Origin of the sequence: Streptomyces sp. TBY4, from assembly GCF_024213195.1 — a bacterium.
Lineage (GTDB): Bacteria > Actinomycetota > Actinomycetes > Streptomycetales > Streptomycetaceae > Streptomyces.
Window position 1 is genome coordinate 1 of sequence record NZ_JANAVF010000028.1, and the last position, 12,806, is coordinate 12,806.

Genomic DNA, 12,806 nt, shown 5'->3' on the forward strand with positions numbered 1-12,806 from the left:
GGTGGCGGCTTCCGCCGTGACGACCGCGGCGAGCGTCCCTCGTACCCGCGTCGCGATGACGACCGTGGTGGGTTCCGTGGGAACGACCGTGGCGACCGTCCGTCCTACCCGCGTCGCGATGACCGTCCCTCCGGTGGGGACCGTCCTTCGTACCCGCGTCGCGATGACGACCGTGGTGGGTTCCGTGGGAACGACCGCGGCGACCGTCCCTCGTACCCGCGTCGGGACGACCGGGGCGGGGACCGTCCTTCGTACCCGCGTCGGGACGACGACCGTGGTGGGTTCCGTGGGAACGACCGCGGCGACCGTCCGTCCTACCCGCGTCGCGATGACCGGGGTGGCGACCGCGGTGGGTTCCGCGGGCGTGACGACCGGGGTGGCGACCGTGACTTCCGTGCGGACCGGGACCCGATCAAGCGGCTTCCGATCGACGAGGACGTCACCGGTTTCGAGATCGACTCCGACGTTCGCCAGGAGCTGCTGAGCCTGCCCAAGGGGCTGGCCGAGGAGGTCTCCAAGAACCTGGTCATGGTGGCCCGGCTGATCGACGAGGACCCGGAGCAGGCGTACGCGTACTCGCGCATCGCCCTGCGTCTGGCCTCCCGTGTCGCCGCCGTGCGCGAGGCCGCCGGCTTCGCCGCGTACGCCAACCAGAAGTACGCCGAGGCGATCGCGGAGTTCCGCGCCGCCAAGCGGATGACCGGTTCGGTCGAGCTGTGGCCCGTCATCGCCGACTGCGAGCGCGGTCTCGGCCGTCCGGAGCGGGCGCTGGCCATGGCCGGCGAGCCCGAGGTGCAGAAGCTGGACAAGGCCGGACAGGTCGAGATGCGTCTGGTCGCGGCCGGTGCCCGCCGGGACATGGACCAGCTCGACGCGGCCATCGTGACCCTGCAGAGCCCGGAGCTGGCCTCCAACGCCGTGCAGCCGTGGACCGCGCGCCTGCGGTACGCCTACGCCGACGCCCTGCTTGCGGCCGGCCGTGAGGACGAGGCGCGCGAGTGGTTCGCCAAGACCCTCGAGGCCGACAAGGACGGGGCCACGGACGCCTCCGACCGTCTCGCCGAGCTGGACGGTGTCGAGTTCGTCGACGCCTCCGCCGACGACTCGGACGGGGACCTCGAGGTCGAGGACGGGTTCGACGACGACGAGGACGAGGACGAGGACGACCCGGAGGTCCGGGCCGCCGAGCGTGCCTCCGACCAGGCCGAGTACTACGACGAGGACGACGAGGAGTACGAGGGCGACGCCGATGTCGACGTCACCGACGAGATCGTCGTTCTCGACGAGGACGAGGACGAGGACGAGGACCAGGTCCACGCCGAGGCCCGCGACAAGGGCTGAGTGAACTGAGGAAAGGGCGGTACCCCCATCGGGGGTACCGCCCTTTTTCGTTCCTCTTTCGTTGCTCCGGGCCGTTCAGTCCACGCTGCGCAGGACCAGGCCGGTGGCCGGCTTCGGGCCGAAGGAGGTGGACTTGCGGGGCATCGTCACGCCCTGGCGGGCCAGTTCCCGTACGACCGACTCGCGTACGGGGTGCAGCAGGACGGCCGTGCCGCCGAGGCGCTCCGCCATTTCGACGGTGGCCTCGGTGTCGTGGATGTACGAGATCTGGTCGGGGGCGTCGGGGACGGACCAGAGGGTGTCGAGCAGGGTGGCGTGGAGGACCGTGGCGTCCAGCCGGCGCCAGGCCTCGGGGCGGTCGCTGCGGACCGTGCGCTCGATCAGGGCCGGCTCCGGGTCGGTGACCAGGTGGAAGGTGCCGTCGCCGGTGAGCAGGAAGGCGTTGCCGAGCTCGGCGGCCTCGGCGAGGGCCGCCATGGCGGCCGGCAGGGGGCCGTCGACGGTGCGGACCCGGAAGCGGCCGTCGAGGGCGGCCAGGGCGTCGGCCGGGGCCAGGCGCCGCAGGAGCCGGTGGATGGCGCGGACCTGGAGCGGGTAGCGGGCGGTGTCGACGAGGAGGACCAGGCCGAAGTCCCAGGGGGTGGGGGACCCGTGCTCCTCCTGGAGGCGCAGGTACGTGGCCCAGCGGTGGTGGCCGTCGGCGATGAGGGCCTGGCGGTCGCCCAGGTCGGCGGTGATCGCCGCCAGGTCGGCGGGGTCCGTGACGGCCCACAGCCGGTGCTGGAAGCCGTCCTCCGTGGTGGTGGAGAACAGCGGGGTGGTGCGGGCGGTGCGCTCGACGACCGCGGCCGCGCCCGCCGCCGGATCGTCGCCGAGGTAGGTCAGGAGGAGGGGTTCGAGATTGGCCGAGGTGGCGCGCATCAGGCCGGCGCGGTCGGTGACCACGTGCGGCATGACGTCCTCGTGGGGCAGGACGATCCCGGCGTCCGCCGCGGAGAGGGCGAGGGCGCCGATGACACCGCGCTGCAGGAGTTCGTCCCGGCGCTGCTCGTAGACGTAGAGCGCGGGGACCGGATCGGCGCTGAGGATGCCCTCGGCGAGCCAGTCGCGCAGCGTGTGCGCCGCCTGCTGGTTGCGGGCCGCGGGGGTGTCGGCCTGCGGGAGGATCAGGCGGACGATGTTGTGGGGGTCGGCGGACTCCAGGTGGTTGAGTCCGTCGGGGCGTACGACCACGTCGTACGGCGGCGAGGTCACGGCGGCCAGGCTGCCGACGCGCTCGGGGACATAGCGCAGGCCGTGGAACGGGATCAGGCGCAGTCCGTGGTCCGCGGTGCCAGATGTGGTCATTGGTGAATCGTAAGACCCGTCTCGCCATGCGGGATGATCGGGGGGAGTACGGAACCGGACAAGATCGAACTCCCCCAGCTACCGCTGGGAGGTACCCAGAGGAGCGGACACCATGACCCGGCAGAGCAGGACCCTTCCCGCGGGCAGTGAGCGGAGTCTGCACCAGGCTTACGACACGGCTCTGCTGGACCTCGACGGGGTGGTGTACGCGGGCGGGGAGGCCATCGCGCACGCCGTGGACTCGCTCGCCGCGGCGCGGGCCGACGGGATGCACCTGGCCTACGTGACGAACAACGCGCTGCGCACGCCGGACGCGGTCGCCGGGCACCTGACCGAGCTGGGGATCCCGACCGAGGCCGGCGAGGTGATCACATCCGCGCAGGCGGTGGCCCGGCTCATCGCGGAGCAGGTGGAGCCCGGGTCGAAGGTGCTGGTGATCGGCGGTGAGGGGCTGCGGGTCGCGCTGCGGGAACGCGGGCTGGTGCCGGTGGACTCCGCCGAGGAGGAGGGGCTCGCCGCGGTGGTCCAGGGGTACGGGGGGCCCGATCTGCCGTGGGGGCGGTTCGCGGAGGCCTCGTACGCGATCAACCGCGGGGTGCCGTGGTACGCGTCGAACACCGATCTGACGATTCCGGGGGCGCGGGGGATCGCGCCGGGCAACGGGGCCGCCGTGGAGGTCGTACGGATCGCCACGGGCGCGGAGCCGCAGGTGGCGGGCAAGCCGCTGCCCCCGATGCACCGCGAGACCGTGCTGCGGACCGGGGCGAAGCGGCCGCTGGTGGTCGGAGACCGGCTGGACACGGACATCGAGGGCGCCTTCAACGGGGGTGTGGACTCGCTGCTGGTGCTGACCGGGGTGACGGACGGGGCGCAGCTGCTCCGGGCCGAGCCGAAGTACCGGCCGACGTACGTGGACCGGGACCTGCGCGGGCTGCTGACCGGGCAGCCGGAGGTGGTGCCGGCGGCCGGGGGCGGGTTCCGCTGCGGTGGCTGGACGGCGGTGGCGCTGGACGGCGTACTGGAGCTGCGGGGCGAGGGCGCGGAAGATGCGGATGGTGCCCTCGACGGGCTGCGGGCGCTGTGCGCGGCGGCCTGGACCGAGGCGGGGGACGGCGCGTGCGGGCTGGACGCGGGGAAGGCGCTGGCCAGGCTCGGGCTGTAGGGGCGGCCGCAGGGCTGGTGCCGGGCGGGTGCGGGGGCGGCTGCGGCCGGTGCGAGGGCGGCTTCGGGCGGCCGGCGAAGGGACGTAAGGCCTGGCCGGAGGGCCTGTTCGGGGGAGCCGAGCGAGGTGGAGGGTAGGCTAACCTAACTTCCGTGTTGGTCGAGAGTCCCCCCGAACCGAGCGCGGCGCAGCCCGCCGCCACCCGCTCGCGCCCCGGCGCGCGCGCCGCCGGTCTGCTCGCCGCCTTCGGCGTGCTCGCGCTGATCATGGTGGCGAGCATCGCCGTCGGCGCCAAGCAGATACCCCTCCCGGAGGTGTGGCACGGCCTGTTCCACTACTCCGGGACGACCGCCGACGTCGTGGTCCGGGACCTGCGGGTCCCGCGGACCCTCCTCGGCGTGCTCGTCGGCCTCGGCCTCGGGCTGTCCGGCGCCGTGATGCAGGCCCTGACCCGCAATCCGCTGGCGGAGCCGGGCATCCTCGGCGTCAACGCGGGGGCCGCGGCCGCCGTCGTATCGGCCATCAGCTTCTTCGGGGCCTCCTCGCTGAACGAGTTCGTGTGGTGGGCCTTCCTCGGCGCCGCCGTGGTCTCCGTGGTCGTGTACGTGCTCGGCGGCAGCCGCAGCGCCACGCCCGTGCGCCTGGCGCTCGCCGGTACGGCGGCCACCGCGGCCCTCGTCGGGTACATCAACGCCGTGCAGCTGATGGACAGCAAGGCGCTGGACAAGCTCCGCTTCTGGACCGTGGGCTCGCTGGCCTCCGCGAACATGGACACCGTCCGGCAGGTGGCGCCCTTCCTGCTGGTCGGCGCCGTCCTCGCGCTCAGCCTCGGCCGGCCGCTCAACGCCATGTCGCTGGGCGAGGACACCGCCCGGGCGCTCGGCGCGCACCTGACCCGGACCCGGATCGGCGCGATGATCGCCATCACCCTGCTCTGCGGGGCCGCGACCGCCGCCTGCGGGCCGATCGTCTTCGTCGGCCTGATGATCCCGCACCTCGTACGGTTCTTCACCGGCCCGGACATGCGCTGGGTGCTGGCCTACTCGGCGGTGCTCTCGCCCGTCCTGCTGCTCGGCGCCGACGTCATCGGCCGGGTCGTCACCCGGCCCGCCGAACTCCAGGTCGGCATCGTGACCGCGCTCATCGGCGGCCCCGTCTTCATCTACCTCGTCCGGCGCAAGAGGATGGCCCAGCTGTGACAGTCACCGACGCACCCCGCACGGCGCGCGGGGGCCGGAGCGGGCCCCGGCGCGTGGACCTGCCCGGCGGGATGTCGCTGCGCGTGGAGCGGCGCGCGCTGGGCGTCGGGGCGCTGCTCCTGGTGCTCGTACTGGCGACGGCCGTCCTGCTCATCGGGACCGGCGACTTCGTCATCGCTCCCTGGGACGTCGTACAGACCCTGCTGGGCAACGGCACGCCCGCGCACGAGTTCATTGTCAACGACCTGCGGCTGCCGCGGGCGCTGGTCGGCCTCCTGGTGGGTGCGGCGCTCGGCATGGCCGGAGCGGTCTTCCAGTCCGTCTCGCGCAACCCGCTCGGCTCGCCGGACGTGCTGGGCTTCGGCTACGGATCGGCCGTCGGCGCGCTGGTGGTCATCGTGCTGTTCCACGGAGGCGCCGGAGAGGTGGCCGCCGGGGCCCTGGTGGGCGGGCTGGTGGCCGGAATGGCCGTGTACCTCCTCGCCTACAGGCGGGGCATCCACGGCTACCGGCTGGTTCTCGTCGGCATCGGTGCGTCCGCGATGCTCGTCGCCGCCATCCAGTACCTCCTGACGAAGGCGCAGCTCGTCGACGCCACCCGCGCGATGGTCTGGCTGACCGGCTCGCTGGCCGGCCGGGACTGGGCGCAGGTCTGGCCGCTGCTCGTCACCTGCGCGGTGCTGTTCCCGCTGATCCTCGGGCAGAGCCGGGCCTTGCGGATGATCGAGATGGGGGACGACGCGGCGCACGCCGTCGGAGTGCGGGTGGAGCGGACCCGCCTGCTGCTCATGGTGTCGGCGATCCTGCTCACCACCGCGGCCAGCGCCGCGGCCGGGCCGATCAGCTTCGTCGCCCTGGCCGCGCCCCAGCTCGCGCGCCGGCTGACCCGCTCGCCCGGGGCGAGCCTGCTGACCGGCGCGCTGATGGGCGCGCTCCTGCTGCTGGTGTCCGACTGGGCCTCGCAGCGGGCCTTCGGCGCCGACCAGCTGCCGGTGGGCGTGGTCACGGGGCTGGTCGGCGGCGTCTATCTGCTGTGGCTGCTCGTCACCGAGCGCAAGGCGGGCCGGATATGAGGAACCAGAAGGCCATGAGTGATCAGAGTGACCAGAGTGACCGAGGGAGCAGGCAAGTGCAGCGGCTGACCGCGGAGAACGTGACCCTCGGCTACGACCAGCGGGTCATCGCCGAGAACCTGTCGGTGGAGATCCCCGACCACTCCTTCACCGTGATCGTCGGGCCGAACGCCTGCGGCAAGTCCACCCTGCTGCGGGCGCTGTCGCGGATGCTGAAGCCGACGGTGGGGCGGGTGCTGCTGGACGGGCAGGCCATCGGGTCGATGCCTGCGAAGAAGGTGGCCAAGACGCTGGGTCTGCTGCCGCAGTCCTCGATCGCCCCGGACGGGATCACCGTGTCGGACCTGGTCTCGCGGGGCCGCTATCCGCACCAGGGGCTGCTGCGGCAGTGGTCGGGCGAGGACGAGCGGATCGTGCAGGAGTCGATGGCCTCCACCGGGGTCGCCGAGCTCGCGGACCGGGCGGTGGACGAGCTGTCGGGCGGGCAGCGGCAGCGGGTGTGGATCGCGATGGCGCTCGCGCAGCAGACGCCGCTGCTGCTGCTGGACGAGCCGACGACCTACCTCGACATCCAGCACCAGATCGAGGTGCTGAACCTCTGCGCGGAGCTGCACGAGGAGCGGGGGCGGACGCTGGTCGCCGTGCTGCACGATCTGAACCACGCGGCGCGCTACGCCACCCACCTGATCGCGATGCGGGACGGGAAGGTCGTGGCGGAGGGGGCGCCGGGCGAGGTGGTCACGGCGGAGCTGGTGGAGCGGGTGTTCGGGTTGCGGTGCCAAGTCATCGACGATCCGGAGACGGGGACGCCGCTGGTGATTCCCGCGGCCAGGGTTGCTCGCGCGGTCGGGTAGGAGGCGTGCCGCGCCGTTGCCGGGGGCCAGCCCCCGGACCCCCGCTCCTCAAACGCCGGAGGGGCTGGATTTGGCGGGGCTGGATTTGGCTGGAGTGGTTAGAGGAGGCTCTTGAGCTTCAGGAGGTCGCGGAAGCCTGCTTCCAGGCGGATGCGGCCCGAGGCCCAGGCCTTGGGGAACTTCAGGTCGCCGGATACCAGGGAGACCAGGTCGTCGCCGGTCATGGCGAGGCGGATCTCGGCCTTGGTGGACGGGGGGCCGGGGGACACCGCGTCCACGCGGATCCGGCCCGCGTCGAGGCGGCCCGTGAAGGTCCGGTCCAGGTCGGTGATGTGGCAGCTCAGCGAGCGGTCGAGCGCGGTCGCACCGCGCACGTCGCCTTCGGCCCGCGCCAGGTTGTCGGAGAGTTGGTCGAGTGCCGCACGGCACTCCTCGATCGTAGCCATCGTGATCCCGACCGTACCGCAGAGCCGTGCGCGGTCGTGGACCCCCTACGCGGTAGCGTCGGGGGCATGAGCGAAGAAGTGCCCGCCGCGGACCGGGCCCAGGAGCAGGCCCAGGAGCAGGGGCAGGACGAAGCCCTGGCCGCGCCCGCCGGGCCGGTCGCGCTGGGCGTCGTACGCACGCCCACCGGGCACGCCGGGGTGGACGCCGCGCTGGAGCGGCTGGCGGACGCGAACCACCTCCCGGCGGACGGTCACGTCGAGGTGTACGAGGATGTGCACAGGGGGTTGCGCTCCGCGCTGACCGCGCTGGACGCGACCGAAGGCCCCCGTCCGTACGAAAACAGGAGCTGAACCGATCGTGGCAGGAGTGGCACGCCGCCGCCTGGACGCCGAACTGGTACGCCGCAGCATGGCCCGCTCGCGCGAGCACGCCGCGCAGCTGATCGCCGCCGGCCGGGTGACCGTGGGCGGCAACACGGCGACGAAGGCGGCCACCCAGGTCGAGACCAGCGCGGCCCTCGTCGTCCTCAAGGACGACAGCGACCCCGACTACGTCTCCCGGGGCGGCCACAAGCTGGCGGGGGCGCTCGCGGCCTTCCAGCCACTGGGGCTGCGCGTGGAGGGCCGCCGGGCGCTGGACGCGGGCGCCTCGACCGGAGGGTTCACCGACGTGCTGCTGCGCGCCGGGGTGGCCCACGTGATGGCCGTGGACGTCGGCTACGGGCAGCTCGCCTGGTCCCTGCAGAGCGACGACCGGGTCACCGTCAAGGACCGTACGAACGTGCGCGAGCTGACGGTGGAGCTGATCGACGGGGTGTCCGTTGACCTGGTCGTCGGCGATCTGTCCTTCATCTCGATCGGGCTGGTGCTGCCCGCGCTCGTACGCTGCTGCGCGCCCGACGCCGATCTGGTGCTGATGGTCAAGCCGCAGTTCGAGGTGGGCAAGGAGCGGCTCGGCAGCGGTGGCGTGGTGCGCAGCGCGGAGCTGCGCGCCGAGGCGGTGCGGGACGTGGCGGCGCAGGCGTGGAAGCTGGGCCTGGGTGTGCTCGGGGTGACCGCGAGCCCGCTTCCGGGCCCCTCGGGCAACGTCGAGTATTTTCTGTGGCTGCGGGCGGGGGCACCGGCCCTCGACCCGGCGGATGTTGACCGTGCAGTGGCGGAGGGGCCGCAGTGAGTGATCTTTCGGGGGACCCGGCGCAGTCGGGGGAGTCAGGGAAGCCGGGGGCGCCGGGGAGGCGGACCGTCTTCCTGCTCGCGCACACCGGGCGGCCGGCGGCCATCCGCAGCGCCGAGCTGGTGGTGCAGGGTCTGCTGCGCAGCGGGCTGGGCGTACGGGTGCTGCGGCACGAGGCGGCGGACCTGCCGCTGCCGCCCGAGGTGGAGCTGGTGGCCGAGTCCGAGTGCACCCCGGAGGTGCTCGACGGGTGCGAGCTGCTCATCGTGCTCGGCGGCGACGGGACGCTGCTGCGCGGCGCGGAGTTCGCGCGCGGCTCCGGGGTGCCGATGCTCGGCGTCAACCTGGGCCGGGTGGGCTTCCTCGCGGAGGCGGAGCGGGACGACCTGGACAAGGTCGTGGACCGGGTCGTGACGCGGGAGTACGAGGTCGAGGAGCGGATGACCCTCGACGTGATCGTGCGGACCAACGGGGACGTGGTGCACCGGGACTGGGCGCTGAACGAGGCGGCGGTCCAGAAGGTGTCCCCGGAGCGGATGCTCGAAGTGGTCCTGGAGATCGACGGGCGGCCGGTGTCGGGCTTCGGCTGCGACGGGATCGTCTGCGCGACCCCGACGGGCTCGACGGCGTACGCCTTCTCGGCCGGCGGGCCGGTGGTCTGGCCGGAGGTGGAGGCGCTGCTGATGGTGCCGATCAGCGCGCACGCGCTGTTCGCGAAGCCGCTGGTGACCTCGCCGGACTCGGTGCTGGCCGTGGAGGTGCAGAACGGGACCCCGCACGGGGTGCTGTGGTGCGACGGGCGGCGGACGGTGGAGCTGCCGGCCGGGGCCCGCGTGGAGGTCCGGCGCGGCGCGGTGCCGGTGCGGCTCGCCCGGCTGCACCACGCGTCGTTCACGGACCGGCTCGTCGCGAAGTTCGCGCTGCCGGTGTCGGGATGGCGCGGGGCCCCGCACTAGTCCCGTACCGGTGGCGTACGGGTTCTGCCGGGTTCCGTGCATGTCCCGTGCACCGTGCGTACGTAAATAGCATGACTGTTCGAGTGGGTTCGGGCGGGTGACGTCACATGGCACCCATGAAACCTCGGTATCGTCGTCCCGTGCTTGAGGAGATGCGGATACGGTCGCTCGGGGTCATCGACGACGCTGTGGTCGAGCTGTCACCCGGTTTCACCGCGGTGACCGGCGAGACCGGCGCGGGCAAGACCATGGTCGTCACCAGCCTCGGGCTGCTGCTCGGCGGGCGGGCCGACCCCGCCCTGGTCCGGATCGGGGCCAAGGCGGCGGTCGTCGAAGGGCGCATCGTCATGCGCCCGGACGCCCCCGCGGCTTTGCGCGCCGAGGAAGCCGGCGCCGAGCTCGACGACGGCGCGCTGCTGATCAGCCGGACCGTTTCCGCCGAGGGCCGCTCGCGCGCCCACGTCGGCGGCCGCGCCGTGCCCGTCGGACTGCTCGCCGAACTCGCCGACGACCTCGTCGCCGTCCACGGCCAGACCGACCAGCAGGGCCTGCTCCGGCCCGCCCGGCAGCGTCAGGCCCTCGACCGGTACGCGGGCGACGCCGTCGCCGTTCCGCTGGAGAAGTACGCCGCCGCCCACCGCAGGCTGCGCGCCGTCGCCGGAGAGCTGGAGGAGATCACCACCCGGGCCCGGGAACGCGCCCAGGAGGCCGATCTGCTGCGCTTCGGGCTCGACGAGATCGCCGCCGTGGAACCGGTCGCCGGTGAGGACGCCGAGCTGGCGGCGGAGGCGGAGCGCCTCGGGCACGCCGAATCCCTGTCCTCGGCCGCCCAGGTCGCGCACGCGGCCCTCGCCGGCAACGTCGAGGACCCGGAGGGAGTCGACGCGGGAGCGCTCGTCGCCGGGGCGCACCGCGCGCTGGAATCCGTACGCTCCCACGACCCGGCGCTCGGCGCGCTCGCCGAGCGGATCGGGGAGCTGGGCATCCTGCTCGGGGACGTGGCCGGGGAACTCGCCGGGTACGCGGACGATTTGGACGCCGATCCGCTGCGGCTGGCGGCCGTGGAGGAGCGGCGGGCGGCGCTGACCCAGCTGATCCGGAAGTACGGGTCCGCCGGGGACGCCGGGAACACGGTGGACTCCGTCCTGGAATGGGCCGAACGGGGTTCCGTACGGCTGCTGGAGCTGGACGGCGACGACGAGCGGATCGACGAGCTCACCGCGGAGCGCGACGGGCTGCGGCTGGAACTCTCCGCACTGGCGCAGGCGTTGACCGATGCGCGGGGCGAGGCGGCGACCCGCTTCGCGTCGGCGGTCACCGAGGAGCTGGCCTCCCTGGCGATGCCGCACGCCCGGGTCAGCATCGACGTCCGGCAGACCGAGGACCCCGAGGGGGTCGAGGTCGGGGGCCGGCTCGTCGCGTACGGGCCCTCCGGCGTCGACGAGGTCGAACTGCTGCTGGCCCCGCACCCCGGAGCCCAGCCGCGGCCGATCGCCAAGGGCGCCTCGGGCGGTGAGCTGTCCCGGGTGATGCTCGCGGTCGAGGTCGTCTTCGCCGGCTCCGACCCGGTGCCGACGTACCTCTTCGACGAGGTCGACGCGGGCGTCGGCGGCAAGGCGGCCGTGGAGGTCGGGCGGCGGCTGGCGAAGCTGGCGAAGTCGGCGCAGGTGGTGGTGGTCACCCACCTGCCGCAGGTGGCGGCCTTCGCCGACCGGCAGCTGCTGGTCGAGAAGACCAACGACGGTTCCGTGACCCGCAGCGGCGTCACCGTCCTGGAGGGCGAGGACCGGATCCGCGAGCTGTCGCGGATGCTCGCCGGTCACGAGGACTCGGCTTCGGCCCGGGCGCACGCGGAGGAGCTGCTGGCGGCGGCGCGGAGTCCGGAGTAGGGCCTCTCGTTGTCATGAGGGTCATCCGGCTGACGCCCGGCTAGCCCGTGTGGGTGAGGATCGGGGGGTCGGGGCGGTATCTCGTACGGGATCCGCACCCGAATGGTCCCGGAACGCGCGTGCGGACTGGCATTCTGGGCGACGTCCCTGCCTTTTTCCTTCCCTCACCCTGGAGCTTCGGCCCGTGAGCAGCTCCCCGGTCCCCGTTTCTGTTTCCGCTTCCGTTTCCGCTTCTGTCCCCGTCCTGCGCACCGTTCAAGTGCTCTGCGGCGCGAGCGGCGGTGCGCACGTGCGGTCGCTGGCCACCGGGCTCGCCGCGCGCGGCGTCCGCGTCACCGTGTGCGGACCCGTCGAGACGGAGGGGGAGTACGACTTCACCGGCGCCGGGGCGCGGTTCACCCCCGACGCGGTGAGCGCGCTGCGGGCCGCGTGCGTAGAGGCCGACGTCGTGCACGCGCACGGGGTGCGGGCGGGCCTGCGCGCGGCGCTGGCCCTGCGCGGGCGGCGGATCCCCCTGGTCGTCAGCTGGCACGGCGGCGGGCCCGGCGGCAGCCGCCTGAGCCTGCTCCTGGAACGGCACGTCGCGCGGGCCGCGGCGATCGTCCTCGGGGGCTCCTCGGCGCAGGTGGACGTGGCCCGGCTGCGGGGGGCGCGGGACGCGCGGCTGGCGGCGGAGGCGGTGTCGTCGGGGGCGGTGTCGGGGGTGGCGTCGGGGGCTGCGGCGGCCGGGGTGGCGGGAGCTGCGGATGCTCCGGACCACGGGAAGGTGCGGGCGGAACTCGGGGCGGTGGAGCGGCCGTTGCTGATCGCGGTCGGGAGCCTGGTGCCGCGGCGGGGGTACTCCGTACTGCTCGACGCGGCGCGGGAGTGGCGGAAGCTGGACCCGGTACCGCTGCTGGTGATCGCGGGCGAGGGCCCGATGCGGGGGGAGCTCGCGCGGCGCATCCAGGCGGAGCAGCTGCCGGTGCGGTTGCTCGGGCAGCGGCGGGATGCGGTGCGGCTGCTGGCCGCGGCGGATGTCGCGGTGCTGGCCAGCCGGTGGGAGGCGCGGTCGCCGCTCGCGCAGGAGGCTCTGCGGAGGGGGGTGCCGTTGGTGGCCACGGCGGTTGGTGGCGTGCCGGAGTTGGTGGGGGTGGGGGGTGTGCTGGTGCCTTACGGGGATGCGGGGGCGATGGCTTCGGCGGTGGCTGGGCTGTTGGCGGATCCCGTGCGGCGGGGGGAGCTGGTGGTGGCGGGGCGGGCCCAGGCTTTGACGTGGCCGTCGGAGGACGACACGGTGGCGCAGGTTCTTTCCGTCTACGACGAGTTGACTTCGCGGCGGCGCTGAGGGCTGTGCTTGTGCGGGGGCGCTGCCCCCGGACCCTG

At 73.5% G+C, this 12,806-nt stretch carries 12 protein-coding genes; 10 read left to right on the top strand and 2 right to left on the bottom strand.

Annotated features, from left to right (window positions below; genetic code table 11):
* Positions 1–480 precede the first annotated feature (480 nt).
* Entirely contained in the window at positions 481–1,341 is an 861-nt protein-coding gene (locus tag NLX94_RS37450; protein WP_254387792.1) for a tetratricopeptide repeat protein, read from the top strand.
* A gap of 75 nt (positions 1,342–1,416) precedes the next feature.
* Here the strand turns inward: NLX94_RS37450 and NLX94_RS37455 are convergent, their stop codons facing one another.
* Positions 1,417–2,688, bottom strand: coding sequence for a DUF1015 family protein (locus NLX94_RS37455; RefSeq protein WP_254387760.1), 1,272 nt, complete (start codon positions 2,686–2,688; stop codon positions 1,417–1,419).
* Between the two features lie 112 nt (positions 2,689–2,800).
* Here NLX94_RS37455 and NLX94_RS37460 point away from each other — a divergent pair, with 112 nt between their 5' ends.
* From NLX94_RS37460 to NLX94_RS37475, 4 genes are all read left to right on the top strand, one after another.
* Complete coding sequence (locus tag NLX94_RS37460) at positions 2,801–3,850, top strand: HAD-IIA family hydrolase (protein ID WP_254387762.1); 1,050 nt, start codon at positions 2,801–2,803, stop codon at positions 3,848–3,850.
* A 152-nt stretch (positions 3,851–4,002) separates the two neighbouring features.
* Complete coding sequence (locus tag NLX94_RS37465; protein WP_254387763.1) at positions 4,003–5,049, top strand: iron ABC transporter permease; 1,047 nt, start codon at positions 4,003–4,005, stop codon at positions 5,047–5,049.
* A 71-nt stretch (positions 5,050–5,120) separates the two neighbouring features.
* A complete protein-coding gene (locus tag NLX94_RS37470; RefSeq protein ID WP_254387793.1) occupies positions 5,121–6,122 on the top strand; it encodes an iron chelate uptake ABC transporter family permease subunit in 1,002 nt (333 codons plus the stop codon).
* A complete protein-coding gene (locus tag NLX94_RS37475; protein ID WP_374684070.1) occupies positions 6,119–6,976 on the top strand; it encodes an ABC transporter ATP-binding protein in 858 nt (285 codons plus the stop codon). Before NLX94_RS37470 ends, NLX94_RS37475 begins: the two co-directional genes overlap by 4 nt.
* Before the next feature lie 98 nt (positions 6,977–7,074).
* Here NLX94_RS37475 and NLX94_RS37480 read toward each other — a convergent pair whose 3' ends face one another.
* The gene (locus tag NLX94_RS37480; protein ID WP_254387765.1) at positions 7,075–7,422 is read right to left on the bottom strand and encodes an SCP2 sterol-binding domain-containing protein; all 348 of its coding nucleotides are present in this window, start codon (positions 7,420–7,422) and stop codon (positions 7,075–7,077) included.
* 66 nt (positions 7,423–7,488) lie between these two features.
* Here NLX94_RS37480 and NLX94_RS37485 point away from each other — a divergent pair, with 66 nt between their 5' ends.
* The 5 genes from NLX94_RS37485 (at position 7,489) to NLX94_RS37505 (ending at position 12,768) form a co-directional block, all read left to right on the top strand.
* Positions 7,489–7,773, top strand: coding sequence for a hypothetical protein (locus tag NLX94_RS37485; RefSeq protein ID WP_254387766.1), 285 nt, complete (start codon positions 7,489–7,491; stop codon positions 7,771–7,773).
* Positions 7,774–7,780: 7 nt separating this feature from the next.
* Entirely contained in the window at positions 7,781–8,596 is an 816-nt protein-coding gene (locus NLX94_RS37490) for a TlyA family RNA methyltransferase (RefSeq protein ID WP_254387767.1), read from the top strand.
* Complete coding sequence (locus tag NLX94_RS37495) at positions 8,593–9,552, top strand: NAD kinase (RefSeq protein ID WP_308402648.1); 960 nt, start codon at positions 8,593–8,595, stop codon at positions 9,550–9,552. The genes NLX94_RS37490 and NLX94_RS37495 overlap by 4 nt, the downstream gene beginning before the upstream one ends.
* Before the next feature lie 152 nt (positions 9,553–9,704).
* Positions 9,705–11,441, top strand: coding sequence for a DNA repair protein RecN (gene recN, locus NLX94_RS37500; protein WP_254387795.1), 1,737 nt, complete (start codon positions 9,705–9,707; stop codon positions 11,439–11,441).
* A 184-nt stretch (positions 11,442–11,625) separates the two neighbouring features.
* The gene (locus NLX94_RS37505) at positions 11,626–12,768 is read left to right on the top strand and encodes a glycosyltransferase family 4 protein (protein WP_254387768.1); all 1,143 of its coding nucleotides are present in this window, start codon (positions 11,626–11,628) and stop codon (positions 12,766–12,768) included.
* Positions 12,769–12,806: the final 38 nt, after the last annotated feature.